Below are 19916 nucleotides of genomic sequence, written 5' to 3'. Positions count from 1 at the left end.
TCCGCGGATCTGAGACCATGGCGGCATGAACGCGCATCCGTACGAGCCCCCCGAGACCCAGTCCCAGCACCTGTTCGACCGGGCCCGGGCAGTGACGCCGGGCGGTGTGAACTCCCCGGTGCGGGCGTTCGGCGCGGTCGGGGGCACCCCGCGTTTCATCGCCTCGGGCCAGGGCGCGTACCTCACCGACGTCGACGGCAACCGCTACGTCGACATGGTCTGCTCCTGGGGCCCGCTGATCCTCGGCCACAACCACCCCGCGGTGCTGGAGGCGGCGCTCAAGGCCCTGCACAGCGGCGCCAGCTACGGCGCGCCGTCGGCCGGCGAGGTCGAGCTGGCCGAGGAGATGGTGGCCCGCGTCGCCCCGCTGGAGCAGGTCCGCCTGGTCTCCTCCGGGACCGAGGCCACGATGAGCGCGATCCGGCTGGCCCGCGGCTTCACCGGCCGGACCAAGATCGTGAAGTTCGCCGGGTGCTACCACGGCCACGTCGACTCGCTGCTGGCCGCGGCCGGCTCCGGCGTCGCCACCTTCGCGCTGCCGGACACCCCCGGCGTGACCGGGGCGCAGGCCGCGGACACGATCGTGCTGCCGTACAACGACCCGGAGGCCGTCAAGGCCGCCTTCGAGGCGCACGGCGGCGAGATCGCCTGCCTGATCACCGAGGCCGCGGCCGGCAACATGGGCATCGTCCCGCCGGAGCCCGGCTTCAACCAGTTCCTCGCCGACATCTGCCGCGCGCACGGTGCGCTGTTCATCTCCGACGAGGTGATGACCGGCTTCCGCGCCTCGCGCGAGGGCATGTACGGCATCGACGGCGTGGTCCCGGACCTGATGACCTTCGGCAAGGTCATGGGCGGCGGCTTCCCGGCCGCGGCCTTCGGCGGCCGGGCCGACGTCATGCAGCACCTGGCCCCGGTGGGCCCGGTCTACCAGGCCGGCACGCTGTCCGGGAATCCGGTCGCGACCGCCGCCGGCCTCGCCACGCTGCGCAACTGCACCCCGGACGTCTACAGCCACCTGGACGCCACCGCGCACCAGATCGCCGACCTGGCCTCCGAGGCGCTGGCCAAGGAGGGCGTCCCGCACACCGTGCAGTTCGCGGGCACCATGTTCTCCGTGTTCTTCACCGGCCGCCCGGTGAAGAACTACGAGGACGCCAAGACGCAGGACACCAAGGCCTACGCGGAGTTCTTCCACACGATGCTGAACCACGGCGTCTACCTGCCGCCGAGCGCCTACGAGGCGTGGTTCGTCTCGGCCGCGCACGACGCCGCGGCCGTGGAGACCGTCGCCGAGGCGCTGCCGCACGCGGCCAAGGCCGCGGCCGCTGCCGAGAAATCCCACTGATCCCTGATCCCCGGAAGGGAACCCCACCTGTCATGGCTGAGACCAAGACCGTCGTCCACCTGATGCGCCACGGCGAGGTCTACAACCCGGACGGCATCCTCTACGGCCGCCTGCCCGGCTTCCGGCTCTCCGACCTCGGGCAGAAGATGGCCGAGCGGGTCGCCGACCACCTGGCCGACCACGACGTCAAGGCGGTCGTCGCCTCGCCGCTGCAGCGCGCGCAGGAGACCGCGGCCCCGATCGCGGCCCGGCACGACCTGGAGGTCGGCACCGACGAGCGGCTGATCGAGGCGGCGAACTTCTTCGAGGGCAAGAAGTTCTCGGTCGGCGACGGCGTGCTGAAGCGGCCGGCGGTCTGGTTCAAGCTGTGGAACCCGTTCAAGCCGTCCTGGGGCGAGCCGTACAAGGACCAGGTGAAGCGGATGCACGCGGCCCTGCTCGACGCCGCCGAGCTGGCTCCCGGCCACGAGGTGGTGCTGGTCAGCCACCAGCTGCCGATCTGGATCAGCCGGCTGGCCGCCGAGCACCGGTCGTTCTTCCACGACCCGCGCAAGCGCGAGTGCACGCTGGCCTCGCTGACCTCCTTCGAGATCACCGACGGCCGGATCACGGCGGTGCGCTACAGCGAGCCGGCCAAGGACCTGCTGCCGGTGAAGAACACGAAGAAGTTCGTCGCGGGCGCGTAGAACCGCTCTGTAAAACCTCTTAGCCGCACGGCGCTATACGGAGTCCTCCGTATAGCGCCGTCGTCATAGTGCCGTTACAGGGCCGTCGCGCAGGGTCTTCCAGCATGGGCGGAGCGCGACGCTTCGTCCGATTCGGGGACCCTGCCGCAAGAGCGCGCGGCAGCCATGCGAAACTTTTCACATGCTGCGCAGGACGGATGGAACACGCAGGTCGGTCGCCGTGCTCTCGGTGATGACGGCCGCCGCACTCGCCTTCGGCCTGACCGCCTGCGGCGGGTCGGGCTCGAAGAACAAGGACGGTCTCGGGACCGCCGCCGCGTTCTCCGTCAACGACCGCAAGCAGTTCCCGATGCTCTCCGGGACCACGCTCGACGGCTCCAAGCTCGACCTGGCCTCGTTCAAGGGCAAGGTCATCGTCGTGAACATCTGGGGGTCGTGGTGCGATCCCTGCCAGGCCGAGGCGCCGTACCTGGAGCACGCGAACGAGGCGTACCGGGACAAGGGCGTGCAGTTCGTGGGCATCGACACCCGCGACAACAACGGGCAGGCCCAGGCCTTCGTGAAGGCCAAGCAGATCAGCTACCCGAACCTGGTCGACGACGGCAACGAGACGCTGCTCGGCCAGCTGGCCGGGATCACCTCGCTGGCCTCGGTCCCCTCGACGCTGATCATCGACAAGAACGGCGGCCTGGCGTGGCGGGCGCTGCGCCCTGTGGACTTCAACGACGTGTCCGCGGCGCTCGACACCGTCCTGTCCGGTAAGTGAGAGCCCGACGATGAGCGCCGCCGCCGCCGTCCTCACGCATCTGGCCTCCAGCTACACCTCCACCGAGACGAAGGTGGAGTACGGCAGCTTCCTGGTGGCCGTGCCGATCGCGCTGGCCGCCGGGCTCATCTCGTTCCTGTCGCCGTGCGTGCTCCCGCTGGTGCCGGGCTACCTGTCGTACGTGACCGGGCTCACCGGCGTGGATCTGGGCGACCAGACGCTGGACGAGGCGGCGCGGGCCAAGCGCGGCCGGATGATTGCCGGCGCGCTGCTGTTCGTGCTCGGGTTCAGCATCGTGTTCGTGCTGCTGGAGTCGCTGGCCGGCTGGAGCGGGCAGTTCCTGTACGCCCACAAGCGCACCATCCAGATCGTGCTGGGCAGCATCACGATACTGATGGGCCTGTCCTTCGCCGGCGTGGTGCCGGGCGCGATCAGCCGGGTGTTCAACCGCGAGGCCCGGTTCCACAAGGACCCGCGGGTCGGCCTGGCCGGCGCGCCCCTGCTCGGGATCCTGTTCGGGCTGGGCTGGACGCCGTGCATGGGACCGACGTTGTCGGCGGTCTCCTCGCTGTCCATCGACTCCGGGAACGCCGGTCGTTCGGTTCTCATCGGAGTGGCGTACTGTCTGGGGCTGGGTCTTCCGTTCGTCCTCACCGCGATCGCGTTCCGCAAGGCGATGGGGGCGTTCGGCTATGTGAAGCGCCACTACCAGGCCGTGATGCGGATCGGCGGCGGCATGCTCGTCCTGATCGGCGTCCTGTTGGTGACCGGTGAGTGGGACCACCTGGTGACCTGGCTTCAGGGCCAGACACCCGGTTTCCAGTCCCCGATCTAGTTAGAACGAGACGACGTATCGAATGGCATCGCCCACAGAAGAGATGGACGCGGCAAGCCTGACCACGGCGCCGCGCGAAGAAGGCAGCGGCACGGATTCCGTCAGCCTGCCCAGGCTCGGCCGGCTGGAGATGCTGCGCTGGGCCTGGCGGCAGCTGACGTCCATGCGCGTGGCGCTGATCCTGCTGTTCATGCTGTCCCTGGCGTCCATCCCCGGGTCTCTGCTGCCGCAGCGCAGCGCCAACACCGACCCGACGACGGTCACCGACTGGCTGGCCAAGCACAAGACGGTCGGGCCGATCCTGGACAAGCTTCAGTTCTTCACCGTCTACAAGTCGGTGTGGTTCTCCTCGATCTACCTGCTGCTGTTCATCTCGCTGATCGGCTGCATCCTGCCGCGCACCGCGCAGCATCTCAAAGTGCTGCGCAAGCCCCCGCCGGCCGCTCCGCGCAACCTGGCGCGCATGCCGGCGCACTTCCGCTGGAACGACACTTCGGGCACCTCTATAGAGGACAAGCTCAGTTCCGCAGAGGCGGCGCTGAAGAAGAAGCGCTTCCGTGTCGTGCGCGGAACCGACGCCGACGGCGGCGGGTGGGTCTCGGGGGAGAAGGGCTACCTGCGCGAGGCCGGCAACCTGATCTTCCACCTGTCGCTGGTGGGCATCCTGGCCGGGTTCGCCATCAAGGGCTACTACGGCTACCAGGCCAAGGTCGTGATCAGCGAGGGCGAGTCGTTCTCGAACATCACGATGGACTACGACGACCACACCTTCGGCGGCGGCGTCGACCCGATGAAGCTGCCGCCCTTCGGGCTGACACTGAACAAGTTCACCGCGACCTACGAGCCGAACCACAACGCTCCGGACTACGGCCAGGCCCGCGACTTCACCGCCGACGTCAGCTACAAGTCCTCGCTCACGGCGCCGGAGAAGAAGGCGACGCTCAAGGAGAACAGCCCGCTGAGCGTCGACGGCGTCAGCGTCTACCTGAGCAGCCACGGCTACTCGCCGGTCATCACCGTCCGCGACAAGAACGGCAAGGTGATCGTGGACCACGCGGCCGTGCCGTTCTTCGACTCCGGGGCGATGGGCGTCGGCTCGGGCATCTACAAGGTCAAGAACGGCTACACCGACAAGTTCGACAGCCCGCAGGACCTGGGCCTGTCCGGCATCTTCGTCCCCGACTACCCGGGGGCGATGATCCCCGGGCTCGGCGCGGTGTCGCTGTTCCCGACGGCCTCGAACCCGGCGCTGGTCCTCACCGCGTACACCGGCAACCTCGGGGCGAACCCCGGTGTGTACACCATGGACGTGACCAAGGCGCAGCAGGTCAAGCTGCCGAACCCGGTCGAGCCGACGAACCCGGCCGTGGTGCTGACCCTGGACAAGGGCAAGAACACGGTCGCCCTGCCGGACGGCACGGGGACCATCGAGTTCGACGGCGTGGTGCAGTGGGCGCAGTTCGACCTCAACCACGACCCGTCGAAGATGCTGGTCTTCGTCTCGGCCGTGGGCATCGTCGTGGGGCTGATCGGGTCGCTGGGCATCCGGCGACGGCGGGTGTTCGTGCGGGTCCGGCCCGCCGAGCAGGACGCCGTCCGGGTCGAGGTGGCCGGGCTGGCGCGGGCTGAGGACGCGCGGTTGCGGGACGAAGTGCGGGGCGTGGGCAGAGGCCTGCGTCCTCCGAAGGCGGGAGTCCAGAAGTGATCAACGAGTCGTTGGCGCGGTTCTCGAACTACGCCATCTACGGCGCGATGTTCGTCTACCTGATCGCGTTCTTCGCCTACACGGCGGAGTGGGTCTTCGGGCGGAAGTCGTCGTTCGTGGTGGAGACCGCCGCGAAGGTGCCGGCCCAGGCCGAGGTGCTGGTCGCGGCCGGCGGCAAGGCCCGGGTGTCGGACGATCTGTCGGGGCTGGACGACCTCGACGATCTGGACGCCCTGGACGGCCGGCCGGACGAGGACGAGCCGACCCCGGCGATCGACGGCGGCAACCTGCGCGCCATCACCGCCGGCGGCATCGCGGTCAGCACCACGGTGCTGGGCTTCGTGCTGCACGTGATCGGCGTGGTCACCCGCGGCGTGGCCGCGGGCCGGGTGCCGTGGGGCAACCTCTACGAGTTCACCATCGCCGGCTCGGCCGTCGCCATGGCGCTCTACGTCGGCCTGCTGTTCCGCAGAGGAGCGCGCTGGCTCGGGGTGTTCGTCACCGGCGTGATCGTCGCGATCCTCGGCCTGGCCATGGAGGTCCTGTACAAGGACGCCGAGCAGCTGGTCCCGGCGCTGCACTCGCCGTGGCTGGTGGTGCACGTCGCCGCCGCGGTGCTGTGCTCGGGCATGTTCACCGTCGCGACGGTCGCCACGGTCCTGTACCTGTTCAAGTCGCGCTACGAGACCAAGGCGAAGCTGGGCACGGCGAACCCGAACTCGATGTGGCGGCGCGTGCCCTCGGCGATGAAGCTGGACCTGACCGCGTACCGCATCCTGGCGTTCTCCTTCCCGGTGTGGACCTTCACCGTCATCGCCGGCTCGATCTGGGCCGAGCGCGCCTGGGGCCGCTACTGGGGCTGGGACCCGACCGAGACGTGGGCGTTCATCACCTGGGTCGTCTACGCGGCCTACCTGCACGCGCGCGCGACGCGCGGCTGGAAGGGGCGCGGCGCCGGGTTCATCGCGCTGGTCGGCTACGGGTGCTTCATCTTCAACTACTTCATCGTCTCGATCTTCGTCAACGGCATGCACTCCTACGCCGGGGTGAAGTAGCCGCGGGCTGAACAGTCGAGAGCTGAGAACGGAAGCGGCGCCGGGCGGATTCGCCCGGCGCCGCTTGCTGTTCCGGCGTTACTGGTGGTTCTACGTGTAGTTCACCGCGATCGTGCCGGTGAACCCCAGCGAGTGCAGCAGGCTCTGCAACATCTGCGTGGTGTCCTTCTCCGCGACCGACACCAGCGAGCTCTTCTGCGCCGCGCCGTCGATCTGCTTGGTGGCCTCCACCAACAGCGACTGGACCTGGTTCGGGTCGCTGTTGAAGAGCCGGTCGAACACGCCCTGCTGCTGGCCGATGATGTACGACTTGTGCACGTCCAGCGCTGTCGGGTCCAGCACCGGCTTGGGCAGCGTGATCGACGCCGACAGCCGGTCGGTGGACACCTTCACGTGGTTGGCGTCCAGATTGCTGAAGTCCACGAAGGCGTTCACGGTGCCGTCGCCGAGGAAGAACGTGTCGCTGCCGGCCAGGAACGACGGGAGCCACGACGCCTTCTGCACCTCGGTCACGACCTGGAACTCGCCGCTGGCCGCCTCGAAGCGTTTGAGCTCCGTGATCGACTTCAGCAGCACCGGCCCGCTGCGGGTCGTGGTGGTCTCGCCGAACGGATTGCTGAAATGGATCAGGTTCGTCAGGGAACCGAGGAACGCCAGCAGGACCACCACGACGACCCCGCCCACGCCCCAGCGCAGGAGGGTCGAACGCAGCCCGCCGCCCCGGGTGCGGACGATGATGCGCGTCTCGTTCTTGGAGCCTTCTTCAACCTGCTCGCCCTTAGCCGCCACGGCCACCCCCTATCACAGTTATCTTATGACCTATGGCAGCCATCCGTATGCGCTCGGGACGACGCGGGGAAGACCGTGACCGGCAAGGACGTCGGTCCCGGAGCACCGGCTGTTTATGGTTCGCCCTGATTTTTCTCATCGTGATGCTGCTGTTGTCCTTGATGTTCGGCGGGTTCCACAAAGGCCACCTCCATCCGAATGGGTTGCCGCCGCGGTCTGTGGTGCCCTGTGTCGGGGATTGCCCGCATCCGGGATCCGGCGATCTGAGAGCATGAGACGGTGAGACCGAAGCCTCGTCGTCAGCCCAGCCACTCCTCGCGTCCCGGCGTGCCCAACCGCAGGGCGCATCCGCCGTCCCCGGCCCGGCATCCCGAGCTGCCCCCGGAGTTCGGGCAGCTCTTCGACGCCCTGGACGAGGTCTACGGCGATCCGCGGACGGTCCGCACGCCCCTGGACGCCGAGCTGTGGGCGTCGGCCTTCCTCGGCGGCCTGTGGACCGCGGCGCTGCAACAGGACGACGAGCCCGAGGGGGCCGAACTCGGCCTGGTCGAGGTTCTGGAACTGGTCGGCTCCCCGCGCACGCAGGCGGTGCTGTGCGCGCTGGCCTCGGTGGCCTCGCCGGAAGTCGCGGCCCGCGCAGGACAGGCCTCGGAGCGCTTGTTCCACAAGGGCGTCCGGCGCCCCGAGTGGTACGGGGCCGCGCTCCAGCAGGTGGAGTTCCTGGAGGCGTGGTCGGTCTCCGACGTGTTCGCCGACGGCGAGTTGTTGATCGCCGCCTTCAAGCGCGGCAAGGACCGCTACGCCTTCACCGCGACCGTCGCCAACAACGCCCAGGGCACCGTCGTGGAGGTCCTGCTCGTCGACCCGGTGGACCTTCCGGACATCCTCGGCGAGATCCGCGCGGAGTTCGCCGAGGGGCCCGAGGGCGTGTTCTCCCTGGACAAGCTGGACGCCGGGGAGCTGCGCCGGCGGCTGGAGCCGGCGGTGCGCGAGACCCTTGTCGACGACGAGGAGGACGACGAGTTCGAGGACGTCTTCGAGGAGGTCGACGACGAGGATGACGACGAGGACGAGGACCAGGACGGCCTGAACGAGCTCGATGAGCTCGGCCGGCTGGACGAGGAGCTGGAGGACGAGCCGGCGCTCCAGACGGAGGCCGTGGACGAGGCCTTCGCCGAACTGGACGCTCTGGCGGCCCAGCCCGACGCGCACAGCCACCACGCCGAGTATGACGAAGACGATGAGGACGACGAGGAAGAGGACGAGGGCGACGACTTCGCCGCCCTGCGCGCCCTGATGCTGTCCCGCCTGGCGGTCCTGCCCGAACCGGCGGAACTGCCCGGCGGCGCCGACTTCGGCTACGACCTCGACGACCTCCCCCCGCTCCTGGACGAGTTCGCCGCCTCCGCGGATGCCCGCGCGCTCCCGCACCAGGCCATCGTCCGCGAATGGGGCGAGGTCTTCGCCCGCCTCGGCCTCACCGAGTTCGCCGGCGATCCGCCGCTGTTCGGCCCGGAGAAGTTCGACACCCTGATCAACGTCCTGATCCCGGCCCGGGTGAACGCCGACGACGCCCAGCTGGAGCTGCTGGAACCGGCCGCCATGGCCTGGGCCCGCTGGTCGACCCGCAGGGTCGGGCTGGCCGAACCGATCGCCGACTACCTGGTCGAGGCGGTCGGCGAGAGCTTCGAGGACTTCCCGCAGTCGTACGCGGATCCGGTGTTCACGATGGACCGGCACATGTTCGGGTTCACGATGCAGTCCTCGGCGGGCTGAGCGGGTTCCGCGTGCCGTTCCGAGTGTTGTTCTTCTGAGCGTCGTTCTGAGCGCCGCGACGGTCGGAGGGTCGAGTCGGTCAGCCCTCCGGCCGGCGGTGGTTCAGCCCTCCGGCCGGTCCTTCTTCAACTGCTCGCCGAGCTGCCGCAAGAACTCCGGATCGTCGTCCGGAGCCACCGCCCACGTGCTCGGCGCGGTCCCGGTCCGCCGGGAGCTCCCGCCCCTGCCGGACCCCGAGGTGTCCACGATCCGCGGCCGCCGCTGGTGCGTCCCGCCCCGCCCCAGCGAGGAGAACAGCCCCGGATGCGGGTCCGTGGCCCGCCGCCGCAGGTCCCGCGGCTGCGCGGTGCGTCCGGTGAAGATCCACGCCAGCGCCCCGAGGTACGGCACCGCGATCAGCACCGCCCACACCGGTTTCGGCAGGAAGCGGACCCAGGGGCGCGGGGTGAGCAGGCAGTCGACCCAGGCGAAGATGGCCAGCGCGATGGGCACCAGCCACTGGACCACGAAACGGAGCAACGCCCAGCCTCCCGGGAAGTCGTGGGTTTTCCACATTCAACAGTAACGGCCGCGCCGTCACTACGGGACCGGTACGGGGGTCTTCCCCCCTCTGACGGATACTGGTCACCATGGCCTACGACGATCTGCGCTCTTTCCTGAAAGCCCTCGAACGCCGAGGGCAGCTCAAGCGCATCCGTGCGGAGGTGGACCCGCACCTGGAGGTCGGGGAGATCACCGACCGGGTGCAGAAGGCGCCGCGGGAAGATCATCACGCCAACGCCGCCCTGCTGTTTGAGAACGTGCGTGGTGCCCGGACACCCGACGGCAAGCCGATCCCGTTGGCCATGAACGTCTTCGGCACCGAGGAACGCCTCTGCCTGGCTCTCGGCCTGAAGAACCTCGACGAGATCGGCGACCGCATCGGCGACCTCCTCAAGCCCGAGCTCCCGCACGGCGTCTCCGGCCTGCGCGACGCCCTCGGCAAGGCCGCGCAGCTGAAGTCGGTGCCGCCCAAGCACGTCAAGAAGGCCCCGGTGCAGGAGGTCGTCCTCACCGGCGACGCGGTGGACCTGGACCTCCTCCCGGCCCTGCACACCTGGCCGGACGACGGCGGCTCCTTCTTCAACCTGGGCCTGACGCACACCAAGCACCCGGAGACCGGCGGCCGCAACCTGGGCCTGTACCGGCTCCAGCGCCAGGACAAGCGCACCATCTCCATGCACTGGCAGATCCACAAGGACTCCACCAACCACTACGCCGTCGCGCAGCGCCTCGGCGAGCGGCTCCCGGTCGCCGTGGCCTTCGGCTGCCCGCCGGCCGTCACCTACGCCGCCACCGCGCCGCTGCCCTCGGACATCGACGAGTACCTGTTCGCCGGCTTCGTGCAGGGCAAGCGGGTCGAGCTGGTGGACTGCAAGACGGTGCCGCTCCAGGTCCCGGCGAACGCCGAGGTGGTCCTGGAGGGCTGGCTGGAGCCCGGCGTCACGCTCCCCGAGGGCCCGTTCGGCGACCACACCGGCTTCTACACGCCGGTCGAGCCGTTCCCGGCGCTGACGGTGACCGCGATGACGATGCGCGAGGACCCGATGCTCCAGTCGATCGTGGTCGGCCGCCCGCCGACCGAGGACGGGCCGCTGGGCCGCGCCACCGAGCGCTTCTTCCTCCCGCTGCTCAAGATCATCATCCCGGACCTGGTCGACTACGCGCTCCCGGAGGCCGGCGGCTTCCACAACTGCGCGATCGTCTCGATCGACAAGCGCTACCCCAAGCACGCGCAGAAGGTGATGCACGCGATCTGGGGCGCGCACCTGATGTCCCTGACCAAGCTGATCATCGTCGTGGACGCCGACTGCGACGTCCACGACTACGCCGAGGTGGCCTGGCGCGCCTTCGGCAACGTGGACTACTCCCGGGACCTCACCGTGGTCGAAGGCGTCGTCGACCATCTGGACCACGCCTCCTACCAGCAGTTCTACGGTGGCAAGGCGGGAATCGACGCGACTCGCAAGCTTCCGGAGGAGGGCTATCACCGCGGCTGGCCGGAGATGATCACCTCGGACCCGATGACGGCGGCGAAGGTCGACCGCCGCTGGAAGGAGTACGGCTTCTGATGTCCGCCGCAGCTGCATCCTCTGTGGACCCCGTGGAGGAACCCACCGGAACCACCCGGGAGGTCAACGAGGCGCCCGAGACCGCCCGGGGCGTGGTCGGCGGCACCCGGGCGTTCCTGCGCCTGGTGCTGATCGAGCACTCGGTGTTCGCCCTGCCCTTCGCCTACATCAGTGCCCTGTGGGCGATGTTCGAGACCAGCGGCCACGTCGACTGGCTCAAGCTGCTGCTGATCACGATCGCGATGGTCGGCGCCCGCACCTTCGCCATGGCGATGAACCGGATCATCGACCGCGAGATCGACGCCCGGAACCCGCGCACCCAGATGCGCGAGCTGGTGACCGGCGCGGTGTCGGTGAAGACGGCCTACCTCGGCTCCTTCGCGGCCCTGGCGGTGTTCCTGGCCGCCGCGGCCTCCCTGAACCGCCTGTCGCTGTACCTGGCCCCGGTCGCGGTGATCCCGCTGGTCCTGTACCCGTACGGCAAGCGCTTCACGAACTACCCGCACGCCATCCTCGGCATCGCCCAGGCCATCGGCCCGATGGGCGCCTGGATCGGGGTCACGGGCCACTGGTCGTGGCAGGCCACACTGCTCGGCCTGGCCGTCGGCTTCTGGATCGGCGGCTTCGACCTGATCTTCGCCTGCCAGGACGTCGCCGCCGACCGCGTGATCGGCGTGAAGTCGGTCCCGGCGCGCTTCGGCATCGCCGCCGCCCTGCGCGCCTCGATCGCCACCCACGTGATCACCCTCGGCCTGCTGATCTGGTTCGGCGTGGTCGCGCACGGCGGCGCCCTGTGGTGGATCGGCATCGCGGTGGTCGCGGTCGCGTTCTGGTACGAGCACTCGCTGGTGAAGCCGACCGACCTGTCGAAGGTGAACCGCGCGTTCTTCACGACGAACGGCTTCGTGGGGATCTCGCTGTTCTGCTGCGCGCTGGTGGACCTGATCGTGCGCGGGCTGGGGGCCTGAGAGGGCGAATTGTGACGATTCGCGGCGCGAAACGATCTATGAGCGGCGCCTGGCGTCGCCAGGTGGCCCTTACAGCCAACCAGGATGCGCGGGCCACCTGTCTAGCCATGCTTGCTCCTGGACCGTTTCGCTCGTTTCGTAGTCAGCCGGCGGTTCCGTGTACCGCAAATCGTCGCAATCCTCCCTCTGAGCCCGGATGGGTCCGTCTACCCGAGGTATACTCGGGGTATGACGACGACGACGATGAAGATCACCACCCGGAACCGGGACCGGTTGGCCGCCATAGCGTCGTCGGAGCTGAACGGCGCGAGCCTGGACAGCGCGCTGGAGATGCTGCTGTTCGAGCACGAGTCGTTCGCGGCGCTGGCCCGGCTCTCGCCCGAACAGCTCGCCGAGATGCGGGCCGAGGCGGAGACCCTCGCCGAAACCGACGTCGAGGTACGCGGGTGAGCCCAGTCGTCACGCCGTGGTCGGTGTGGTGGATGGACTTCGATCCGCGGCTGGGCAGGGAACAGGCGGGGCGGCGGCCGGCGATCGTCGTCGGCTCGCGGTTCGCCTGCGCTCTTCCGAACGGGCTGGTGCTGGTCGTTCCGTGCACCGGCACCGATCGCGGGTTGCCGTTCCAACCTCGGGTCACCCTGGACGGCCGAGACGGCTTCGCGATGTGCGATCAGGTCAAGGCGCTGTCGCGGGGGCGGATCGTCGGTCCCCATCGCGGTGTCCTGGGCGCGCCCGACATCGATCGGATCAAGTTCGTCCTGCGTCGGATCCTTGATGTCTGACCGCTTCACGACCAGACGGACAATAGAACAATGACCACCCCCCGCACCCCCTGGATCGTCGGCGTCTCCGGCGCCTCCGGCACGCCGTACGCGGCCGCCACCATCCGCGCGCTCCTCGATGCCGGGGAGGCGGTGGATCTGGTGGTGAGCCGGGCGGCGCGGCTGACGATCCTGGACGAGACCGGGATCTCCTTCCGCGACGCGCACTGGCGCGAGGACCTGGCGACGTGGCTCGGGTGGGTGCCGGAGGACCCGCGGCTGGACGTCGTGCGCTACTGGCCCGCGGGGGACTTCGCCGCGGGGCCGTCGTCGGGGAGCTATCCGGCCAAGGGCATGGTGGTGGTGCCGGCTTCGACCGCGGCGGTCGCGGGGATCGCGCTGGGGCTGTCGAAGGACCTGTTGCAGCGTGCGGCCGACGTGAACCTCAAGGAGCGGCGGCCGGTCGTGGTCTGCGTGCGGGAGACGCCGCTGAACCGCGGCACGCTGCGGCACATGGTCGAGCTGGACGAGGCCGGGGCCGTGGTGCTGCCGGCCGCGCCCGGGTTCTACGCCGGGCTGAAGGACGTGCAGCAGCTGGTGGACTTCGTGGCGGGCAAGATCCTGGACGTGCTGGGCGTCCCGCACACGCTCTTCCAGCGCTGGCGCGGGGATCTGCGTCGTTAATGAACCCCTGCTCGGCGCGCTGAATCCGGGCCCGGTCCCGGGACCCGAGACGCGGGGCGCATAGACGTAAGTCCTCTGAGTAGCCTGCGCCCATGGACACTCCCGACGCACTTCTGGGCCCCTTCGAGGGCTTCCACCTGGCCCAGCTGAACATCGGCCGGCTCGTCGCGCCGCTCGGCGACCCGGCCATCGAGGACTTCACGAAGAACCTGTCCCGCGTCAACGACCAGGGCAAGGCCATGCCGGGCTTCGTCTGGCTGCTGGAGGGCTCCGATCCGGAACTCGGCGCCACTGACATCGCCTGGCCCGGCGACCCCGAGATGTTCGTCAACCTCACCGTCTGGGAATCCGTCGGGGCGCTGCGGGACTTCGCCTTCACCGGGGAGCACCGCACGCTGTTGGCGCGCCGCAAGGAGTTCTTCCAGAAGCTGCCCGAGGCGGTCGCCACACTGTGGTGGGTCCCGGCCGGCACCGTCCCGACCATCCAGGACGCGCACGATCGGCTGGCGCACTTCCGCGAGCACGGCGCGACGCCTCACGCGTTCTCGTTCCAGCGGCTGTTCGCGCCGGCGGGCTGAGCCGCCGGGGAACGATGCGCCGCGCAACGCAAAGGAGCGCCCTTTCCAGTCCCGGGGGGACGGACTGGAGGGGCGCTCCCGTGGTTCCCGGCCGCCGATCACCCGCGCGTTGATCCGGGGGGGGTGTTGACCAACGCGGCTGGTCGAGCGTCGATCACGGGGGGGAGTTGATCGACGCGACCGGCGGCCGGAGCTTCAGGTGGTTCGTTCGCGGTTCTTCGGTGGTGCGTTCGGTGCTGTCTTCGCTGCTGTGTGCGTGCTGCTCTGGGCTGTCGCCGCAGGTCAGGCCTTGCGGCCGGCCTTCGCGGTGCGCGCCAGGCGGGCCTTGGCGGCCTGCTTGCGCAGGTCGTTCAGGCGGTTGTGCGCGGCCTGCAGCTCGTACGGCGGGAAGTTCATCGTTGACTCCTTTGATCCGTCGGGCCTAATCTGTTCTATGCCTTAGATTCTAAGGAGTTCTACGCTCTGTGTCCAATTGATTGAAGGTGAAGACGGTCACAGATCGTTAGCGGGGGGCCACACGCACCCCGGACGGCCCCGCGCGGGGGCCGGGGCCGTCCGGGGAGCCGATACGCTCACACCGGCGGTGAAACGGACGCTGAGCTCGGTGGGAGAACCAGGCGGGCGCGTCCATCGATGCGGATGAGGTGATCAGGAAGCATGGACGCGGTGGACCGCGCCTTGATCGACGCGCTGCGGACCAACGGCCGGATGTCGTACGCAGAGCTGGGACGCCTGGTCAGTCTGTCCGGGCCGTCGGTGACCGACCGGATCAACCGGCTGGAGAGCAACGGAGTCATCACCGGCTACCGGGCGATGGTGGCCCCGGAGCAGCTCGGCCTGAACGTGACGGCGATGATCGGGATCCTGCTCTCGGACTCCGCCGAACTGGACGACGTGGCCTGGCGGCTGCGCGACGTGCCGGAGATCGAGGACTGTTTCTTCGTCGCGGGCGAGGAGTCGTTCCTGCTCAAGGTGCGCGCCGGGCACCCGGAGGACCTGGAGCGGATCATCGGGCGGCTGACCCGGATCCGCGGCGTGGCCCGGACCCGGACCACGGTCGCGCTGTCGACGAAGTGGGAGGACCGGCCGATGCCGTTGGCCGGGCCGGAGGAAGACGACGCCAAGTAGCGCCTGGCCTGAACAGCGAAGGGTCGAAGCAGCGAAGGGCCGAAGCAAGCGAAGGGCCGAAGCAAGCGAAGGGCCGCGCCGGATCGGATTCCGGCGCGGCCCTTGGGCTGTTCGGGGCGGTGCTCAGGCCAGCACGATCGTGACCACGATCGTCACGATCCCGATGTGCGAGGCGATCACCGCGGCCAGGCACGCGTACCGGCCGGAGGTCGTGGTGTTCTCGTCGGTCAGGTACGCCGCGGCGGCCACCGCGGCCCCGGTGACCAGCGGCACCGTCAGCAGCGGGGTCAGGTGCGGGATCACCTTCTCCATCTGCGCGGCGAACAGCAGCGTCAGCCAGCTCAGCCCGGCCACGACGGTGAAGCCCCAGGTCAGCCCGAGCGGGTTGAGGCGCCGCCAGCGCAGCAGCCCGCCGATGATCAGGATCATCGCGGGGATGGCCAGCACCGAGAGCGCCAGCAGCTTGGAGTTCAGCGTGACGCCCGCGATCGACCGCGACGAGCCGCCGCTGGAGGCCACGCCGCACAGGAACGCGACCAGCAGCGCCGGGATCGCGCCGATGACGAACGCCATGCCGAGGCGCGGGCCGAGGGGGAGCGCGGGGCCGCCGGCCGTCGCCAGGGTTCCGGTCGCGGTGGCGGTGGTGCCGGCGCCCGCGCCGGCCGCGCCGGCCCGTCGGGAGCCGCCGGAGCGGGGCGCTGCGGACCGCGGGGCGGCGCCGCGCCGCGGCGGGGCGTCGTAGCGTTCCGGCTCGTCATAGCGGTCGTCACGGCGCTCGTCGTAGCGGTCGTCGTGGCGCTCGTCATAGCGCTCGCGCTCGTCGTACCGCCCACGACGACTCCGGTCGTCTCCGGGGGGTCGGCCGGGGGTTCGGCCGGCGGCTCGTCGTGAGGGTGTTTCGGACATGATGACGACTATCCGCTGTCCGGCCGCCGGATCGCAACGTGATCACGCAATCCGGACGAGGTCGTCACCGGGCACTGCCGTACTCTGCTGTGTGATCAGGTAGACGTCCGACGGAAGGGTGAGGCCATGGACTCCGGGCTCAAGCGGGAGATCGAAGGAAAGGTCCTCGCGGGCTCGCGGCTGTCCTTCGAGGACGGCGTGGCGCTGTACGACACCGACGAGGTGGCCTGGCTCGGCGAGCTCGCGCACGAGGTGCGGACCCGCAAAAACGGCGACAAGGTCTTCTTCAACGTCAATCGCCACCTGAACATGACGAACGTCTGTTCGGCCTCGTGCGCGTACTGCTCCTTCCAGCGCAAGCCGGGGGAGAAGGACGCCTACACGATGCGCATCGAAGAAGCCGTCCGCCTGGCCAAGGACATGGAGCCGGACGGCATCACCGAGCTCCACATCGTCAACGGCCTGCACCCGACGCTGCCGTGGCGCTACTACCCGAAGTCGATCAGCGAGCTCAAGGCCGTCCTCCCCGGCGTCTCGATCAAGGCCTTCACGGCCACCGAGATCCACTGGTTCGAGAAGATCTCCGGCCTGAGCGCCGAGGAGATCCTCGACGAGCTGATCGAAGCCGGCCTGGAGTCCCTGACCGGCGGCGGCGCGGAGATCTTCGACTGGGAGATCCGCTCCCAGATCGTGGACCACGCCACGCACTGGGAGGACTGGTCCCGCATCCACCGCCTGGCGCACGCCAAGGGCCTGCGCACCCCGGCCACCATGCTCTACGGCCACATCGAGGAGCCCCGCCACCGCGTGGACCACGTCCTCCGCCTCCGCGAGCTCCAGGACGAGACCAACGGCTTCGCGGTGTTCATCCCCCTGCGCTTCCAGCACGACTTCCACGACAGCAAGGACGGCAAGGTCCGCAACCGCCTGATGAACCAGCCGATGGCCACCGGCGTCGAGGCACTGAAGACCTTCGCCGTCTCCCGCCTCCTGCTGGACAACTTCGACCACGTGAAGTGCTTCTGGGTCATGCACGGCCTGTCCACGGCGCAACTCGCGCTCAACTACGGCGCCGACGACCTCGACGGCTCGGTGGTCGAGTACAAGATCACGCACGACGCCGACGACTTCGGCACCCCGAACAAGATGACCCGCGACGACCTCCTGGAGCTGATCCGCGACGCCGGCTTCACCCCGATGGAGCGCAACACGCGGTACGAGGTGATTCGGGAGTACGAGGGGCCGGAGCTGAATCGGCGGGAAGAGCCGCAGCTGATGACGTTCTGAGGCCGCGGCGGGGCGGGCGCGGTGCCGGTCGGCGGCCGGGCACCGCGCGGCTGAGCGGTCAGCGGATGAGCGTCGGGCGGGCGGAGTGGTCGGGCAAGCTGCCGACCAGGTAGGCGCTGCGACCTGAGTGGTTCGGCGTCGCGCGGCTGGGCTGTCGGCCGCTCCCAATCCCAGCCCCGCCCCCACCGGTAGGGGGCGCGTCTACCCTGCGGGACTGATTTGGGAATCGGCGGACCGGTGCCGCATAGTCCTATCTTGTGAACTTCCGCGACCGCCGCAGCCGCCTCAGCCGTCGACCCCGTCGTCCCCGCGCCTTCAGCCTGGCGACCGAGCTGCGCGTGCTGGCCGTCGGCCTGTTCGCGGTGGCCGGCGGCGCGTTGCTGCTGAACGAGTCGCAGCCGGTTGTGCCTTCCGAGGTGGGCGGGGCCGCTCTGGTCGTGGTCGCGGTGACGGTGCTGAATATCGCGGTGGGTCTGCGGCGGGCGCGGCGCGGGGCCGACGCCGTCGAGCGCTGAGCGGGGCGGTGTTGTCATGGCTCTGACCTTCGAGACGTACGCCGAGATCTCCGAGGACCTGCGTCCTCTGCTCGTCGACATCTGGACCGATGCCACCAACGCCGGCGGTGCCGTCGGCTTCGTCGCGCCGGTGGAGCGCGAGGCGGTGGACGCCAAGGCGTTCCGTGCCTTCACGGTCGGCAAGGATCTGATGCTGGTCGGGTTCGAGGCCGGCGAGCCCGCCGCGTTCCTGGTCATCGTGGACCACCAGTTCCCGCTGATGGACCACGCGCGGCTGCTCAAGACCGTGGTCGTGGACCCGAAGCGCCAGGGTCGGGGCTATGGGGCGGAACTGCTGCGGGCAGCCGAGCGGGTGGCGCGTACCCTCGACGGTGTCGAAATGCTCCACCTCACCTGCCGTGGCGGGCTCGGGCTGGAACACTTCTACAGCAAGTGCGGATACACCGAGGTCGGCCGCATCCCGCGCATGTTGCGGGTCGCCGCGGACGACTACCGGGACGAGATCCACATGGCCCTGAGCCTGTAGACCTCGGCCCGGGGCTGGTCTCTCATACCGATGGAAGGAGTCGGCGGATGCCTGCCGACAACAAGACGGCTGACAAGGCCGAGGTGCAGGACGCGGCCGGCTCCGAGCCCGGGTCCGACTCCGAGGTGCTGGCCGCGGGTGCGGCCGTGGCACAGGGCAAGCACGCCACGATGCGCTACGCGACGTTGCGCATCGCGATCTTCATCGTCTCGCTCGCCGTGCTGTGGGGCGCGGTCGCGGCGACCGGGCACATCGTGACCGGCAACGGCGTGCTGTACCTGATGATGGGCGCGCTGCTCATCTCGGGCGTGGCGTCCTTCTTCCTGCTCTCCCGGCAGCGCGACGCGATGTCCGTGCAGGTGACCCGCCGCACCGAGCGCATGGCCCACAAGTTCGAGGAGAACGCGGCCATGGAGGACGAGGACTGATCCGGCGGACGCGGCGCGCCGGGGGGCGCGTGTCCGGCTCGCCGCTTTCGCCCGACTGCCCCGCCTCTGGACACCTGATCACCCGGTCGTACCCTGAACCCCGTGGACGAACTCTCCGGAGCGCGGCTCGAAGCGCATCTCTCCCAGTGCCGGCGGCGACCCCGTGTCGGGCACATCCAGTTCCTGAACTGCCTTCCCATCTACTGGGGTCTGGTCAACTCCGGCGCGATCCTCGACATGGAGCTGGTCAAACACAGCCCCGACGTGCTCTCCACCATGCTGGTGGCCGGCGACCTGGACATCGGCCCGATCAGCCTGGTGGAGTACCTCCGCAACGCCGAGGACCTGGTGGTCCTCCCCGACGTCGCGGTCGGCAGCGACGGTCCGGTGACCAGCTGCAACCTGGTCAGCAAGATCCCCTACGAGCAGCTGCACGGCGCCCGCGTCGCGCTCGGCTCGACCAGCCGCACCACGGTCCAGCTGGCCAAGCTCATCCTGCGCGAGAAGTACGGCGTGACGCCCGAGTACTTCCCCTGCGCCCCCGACCTGGAGCAGATGCTCCGTGAGGGTGACGCCGGCGTGATCATCGGCGACCCGGCCCTGCGCGCCTGGCTCTACGACTCCGACCGCCTCGGCACCAACCTGCTGGACCTGGGCCAGGCCTGGAAGGACTGGACCGGTCTGCCGATGGTGTTCGCCGTCTGGGCGGTCCGCAAGGAGTACCTGGAGCGCTGCCCGGACATCGTCCACGAGGTCCACCGCGGCTTCCTCCGCAGCCGCGACATCTCCCTGGAGCACGTCGACAAGGTGGCCCGCCAGGTCGAGCGCTGGGAGCAGTTCCCGGCCGCGGAGCTGGAGGACTACTTCACGACGCTGGACTTCTCCCTCGGAGAGCGCCAGCTGGAGGGGGTCCGCGAGTTCGCCCGGCAGGTCGGCGACCAGATCGGCGTGCTGGACGTGCCGGAGGTCATGCTGCTGCCGCGGCAGGTCTGAGCCGGGTTCGTCCGGCGGCGCCGGAGGGGAGCCGGCGCCGCGGGGATCGTCCGCACACCGCCTGGAGACGC

General features: G+C 69.4%; 22 protein-coding genes. 19 read left to right on the top strand and 3 right to left on the bottom strand.

The genetic code is table 11. The features are described 5' to 3' along the window. Positions 1-25 precede the first annotated feature (25 nt). The 6 genes from hemL to ccsB all read left to right on the top strand — a co-directional run bounded on the left by hemL (position 26) and on the right by ccsB (position 6395). Positions 26-1348, top strand: a complete 1323-nt coding sequence (hemL, locus tag ABH920_RS05950) for a glutamate-1-semialdehyde 2,1-aminomutase (protein ID WP_370347610.1) — start codon at positions 26-28, stop codon at positions 1346-1348. A gap of 32 nt (positions 1349-1380) precedes the next feature. Beyond that, positions 1381-2034 carry a histidine phosphatase family protein gene (locus ABH920_RS05945; protein WP_370347608.1) on the top strand — a complete coding sequence of 218 codons (654 nt, stop codon included), beginning with the start codon at positions 1381-1383 and terminating at the stop codon, positions 2032-2034. 181 nt (positions 2035-2215) lie between these two features. Then, positions 2216-2800: a TlpA family protein disulfide reductase gene (locus tag ABH920_RS05940; protein WP_370347606.1), complete on the top strand. Its 585-nt coding sequence runs from the start codon at positions 2216-2218 to the stop codon at positions 2798-2800. Between the two features lie 10 nt (positions 2801-2810). Then, positions 2811-3635 (top strand): cytochrome c biogenesis CcdA family protein, encoded by an 825-nt coding sequence (locus tag ABH920_RS05935; protein WP_370347604.1) that lies wholly within the window; start codon positions 2811-2813, stop codon positions 3633-3635. Between the two features lie 22 nt (positions 3636-3657). Further along, the gene (locus tag ABH920_RS05930) at positions 3658-5340 is read left to right on the top strand and encodes a cytochrome c biogenesis protein ResB (RefSeq protein WP_370347602.1); all 1683 of its coding nucleotides are present in this window, start codon (positions 3658-3660) and stop codon (positions 5338-5340) included. A 47-nt stretch (positions 5341-5387) separates the two neighbouring features. Next, positions 5388-6395 carry a c-type cytochrome biogenesis protein CcsB gene (ccsB, locus tag ABH920_RS05925; RefSeq protein ID WP_370348008.1) on the top strand — a complete coding sequence of 336 codons (1008 nt, stop codon included), beginning with the start codon at positions 5388-5390 and terminating at the stop codon, positions 6393-6395. A gap of 90 nt (positions 6396-6485) precedes the next feature. On the opposite strand, the gene ABH920_RS05920 is transcribed toward ccsB, so the two are convergent. Beyond that, positions 6486-7184 (bottom strand): DUF4230 domain-containing protein, encoded by a 699-nt coding sequence (locus tag ABH920_RS05920; RefSeq protein WP_370347600.1) that lies wholly within the window; start codon positions 7182-7184, stop codon positions 6486-6488. 327 nt (positions 7185-7511) lie between these two features. On the opposite strand from ABH920_RS05920, the gene ABH920_RS05915 reads away from it, so the two are divergent. After that, positions 7512-8960 carry a hypothetical protein gene (locus ABH920_RS05915; RefSeq protein ID WP_370347598.1) on the top strand — a complete coding sequence of 483 codons (1449 nt, stop codon included), beginning with the start codon at positions 7512-7514 and terminating at the stop codon, positions 8958-8960. A 102-nt stretch (positions 8961-9062) separates the two neighbouring features. Here ABH920_RS05915 and ABH920_RS05910 read toward each other — a convergent pair whose 3' ends face one another. Beyond that, complete coding sequence (locus ABH920_RS05910; protein ID WP_370347596.1) at positions 9063-9479, bottom strand: PLDc N-terminal domain-containing protein; 417 nt, start codon at positions 9477-9479, stop codon at positions 9063-9065. 110 nt (positions 9480-9589) lie between these two features. Here ABH920_RS05910 and ABH920_RS05905 point away from each other — a divergent pair, with 110 nt between their 5' ends. From ABH920_RS05905 to ABH920_RS05875, 7 genes are all read left to right on the top strand, one after another. Continuing rightward, on the top strand, positions 9590-11071 hold the full coding sequence (locus ABH920_RS05905) for a menaquinone biosynthesis decarboxylase (RefSeq protein WP_370347594.1): 1482 nt from the start codon (positions 9590-9592) through the stop codon (positions 11069-11071). Beyond that, the gene (gene mqnP / locus ABH920_RS05900; protein ID WP_370348007.1) at positions 11068-12039 is read left to right on the top strand and encodes a menaquinone biosynthesis prenyltransferase MqnP; all 972 of its coding nucleotides are present in this window, start codon (positions 11068-11070) and stop codon (positions 12037-12039) included. Before ABH920_RS05905 ends, mqnP begins: the two co-directional genes overlap by 4 nt. Positions 12040-12267: 228 nt before the next feature. Next, positions 12268-12489 carry a hypothetical protein gene (locus ABH920_RS05895; protein WP_370347592.1) on the top strand — a complete coding sequence of 74 codons (222 nt, stop codon included), beginning with the start codon at positions 12268-12270 and terminating at the stop codon, positions 12487-12489. Next, complete coding sequence (locus ABH920_RS05890; protein WP_370347590.1) at positions 12486-12821, top strand: type II toxin-antitoxin system PemK/MazF family toxin; 336 nt, start codon at positions 12486-12488, stop codon at positions 12819-12821. The genes ABH920_RS05895 and ABH920_RS05890 overlap by 4 nt, the downstream gene beginning before the upstream one ends. A 30-nt stretch (positions 12822-12851) precedes the next feature. Continuing rightward, complete coding sequence (locus tag ABH920_RS05885) at positions 12852-13484, top strand: UbiX family flavin prenyltransferase (RefSeq protein WP_370347588.1); 633 nt, start codon at positions 12852-12854, stop codon at positions 13482-13484. A gap of 92 nt (positions 13485-13576) precedes the next feature. After that, the gene (locus ABH920_RS05880) at positions 13577-14062 is read left to right on the top strand and encodes a DUF3291 domain-containing protein (RefSeq protein ID WP_370347586.1); all 486 of its coding nucleotides are present in this window, start codon (positions 13577-13579) and stop codon (positions 14060-14062) included. Positions 14063-14719: 657 nt separating this feature from the next. Then, positions 14720-15190, top strand: coding sequence for an Lrp/AsnC family transcriptional regulator (locus ABH920_RS05875; protein WP_370347584.1), 471 nt, complete (start codon positions 14720-14722; stop codon positions 15188-15190). A gap of 123 nt (positions 15191-15313) precedes the next feature. On the opposite strand, the gene ABH920_RS05870 is transcribed toward ABH920_RS05875, so the two are convergent. Then, positions 15314-16096 carry a hypothetical protein gene (locus ABH920_RS05870; RefSeq protein ID WP_370347582.1) on the bottom strand — a complete coding sequence of 261 codons (783 nt, stop codon included), beginning with the start codon at positions 16094-16096 and terminating at the stop codon, positions 15314-15316. A gap of 126 nt (positions 16097-16222) precedes the next feature. Between ABH920_RS05870 and mqnE the strand changes: the two genes are divergently transcribed. The 5 genes from mqnE to ABH920_RS05845 all read left to right on the top strand — a co-directional run bounded on the left by mqnE (position 16223) and on the right by ABH920_RS05845 (position 19845). Beyond that, on the top strand, positions 16223-17383 hold the full coding sequence (gene mqnE / locus ABH920_RS05865) for an aminofutalosine synthase MqnE (protein WP_370347580.1): 1161 nt from the start codon (positions 16223-16225) through the stop codon (positions 17381-17383). Positions 17384-17640: 257 nt separating this feature from the next. Continuing rightward, the gene (locus ABH920_RS05860; RefSeq protein ID WP_370347578.1) at positions 17641-17898 is read left to right on the top strand and encodes a hypothetical protein; all 258 of its coding nucleotides are present in this window, start codon (positions 17641-17643) and stop codon (positions 17896-17898) included. 16 nt (positions 17899-17914) lie between these two features. Then, positions 17915-18424: an N-acetyltransferase family protein gene (locus ABH920_RS05855; RefSeq protein ID WP_370347576.1), complete on the top strand. Its 510-nt coding sequence runs from the start codon at positions 17915-17917 to the stop codon at positions 18422-18424. Between the two features lie 47 nt (positions 18425-18471). After that, positions 18472-18852 carry a DUF4229 domain-containing protein gene (locus tag ABH920_RS05850; protein WP_370347574.1) on the top strand — a complete coding sequence of 127 codons (381 nt, stop codon included), beginning with the start codon at positions 18472-18474 and terminating at the stop codon, positions 18850-18852. Between the two features lie 102 nt (positions 18853-18954). Continuing rightward, positions 18955-19845 carry a menaquinone biosynthetic enzyme MqnA/MqnD family protein gene (locus ABH920_RS05845; protein WP_370347572.1) on the top strand — a complete coding sequence of 297 codons (891 nt, stop codon included), beginning with the start codon at positions 18955-18957 and terminating at the stop codon, positions 19843-19845. The last annotated feature ends 71 nt before the right edge of the window (positions 19846-19916 follow it).

The sequence above is a fragment of the Catenulispora sp. EB89 genome (assembly GCF_041261445.1).
In the GTDB taxonomy this organism is placed as follows: domain Bacteria; phylum Actinomycetota; class Actinomycetes; order Streptomycetales; family Catenulisporaceae; genus Catenulispora.
Note: the sequence above shows the minus strand (reverse complement) of the source record. Positions and strands in the feature narration are given on the sequence as shown.

Bases quoted from the DNA above. Each gene is read 5' to 3' on its own strand.
- hemL (WP_370347610.1), top strand. From the start codon at position 26: ATGAACGCGCATCCGTACGAGCCCCCCGAGACCCAGTCCCAGCACCTG.
- ABH920_RS05945 (WP_370347608.1), top strand. From the start codon at position 1,381: ATGGCTGAGACCAAGACCGTCGTCCACCTGATGCGCCACGGCGAGGTC.
- ABH920_RS05940 (WP_370347606.1), top strand. From the start codon at position 2,216: ATGCTGCGCAGGACGGATGGAACACGCAGGTCGGTCGCCGTGCTCTCG.
- ABH920_RS05935 (WP_370347604.1), top strand. From the start codon at position 2,811: ATGAGCGCCGCCGCCGCCGTCCTCACGCATCTGGCCTCCAGCTACACC.
- ABH920_RS05930 (WP_370347602.1), top strand. From the start codon at position 3,658: ATGGCATCGCCCACAGAAGAGATGGACGCGGCAAGCCTGACCACGGCG.
- ccsB (WP_370348008.1), top strand. From the start codon at position 5,388: ATGTTCGTCTACCTGATCGCGTTCTTCGCCTACACGGCGGAGTGGGTC.
- ABH920_RS05905 (WP_370347594.1), top strand. From the start codon at position 9,590: ATGGCCTACGACGATCTGCGCTCTTTCCTGAAAGCCCTCGAACGCCGA.
- ABH920_RS05895 (WP_370347592.1), top strand. From the start codon at position 12,268: ATGACGACGACGACGATGAAGATCACCACCCGGAACCGGGACCGGTTG.
- ABH920_RS05885 (WP_370347588.1), top strand. From the start codon at position 12,852: ATGACCACCCCCCGCACCCCCTGGATCGTCGGCGTCTCCGGCGCCTCC.
- ABH920_RS05880 (WP_370347586.1), top strand. From the start codon at position 13,577: ATGGACACTCCCGACGCACTTCTGGGCCCCTTCGAGGGCTTCCACCTG.
- ABH920_RS05875 (WP_370347584.1), top strand. From the start codon at position 14,720: ATGGACGCGGTGGACCGCGCCTTGATCGACGCGCTGCGGACCAACGGC.
- ABH920_RS05870 (WP_370347582.1), bottom strand. From the start codon at position 16,096: ATGTCCGAAACACCCTCACGACGAGCCGCCGGCCGAACCCCCGGCCGA.
- mqnE (WP_370347580.1), top strand. From the start codon at position 16,223: ATGGACTCCGGGCTCAAGCGGGAGATCGAAGGAAAGGTCCTCGCGGGC.
- ABH920_RS05855 (WP_370347576.1), top strand. From the start codon at position 17,915: ATGGCTCTGACCTTCGAGACGTACGCCGAGATCTCCGAGGACCTGCGT.
- ABH920_RS05850 (WP_370347574.1), top strand. From the start codon at position 18,472: ATGCCTGCCGACAACAAGACGGCTGACAAGGCCGAGGTGCAGGACGCG.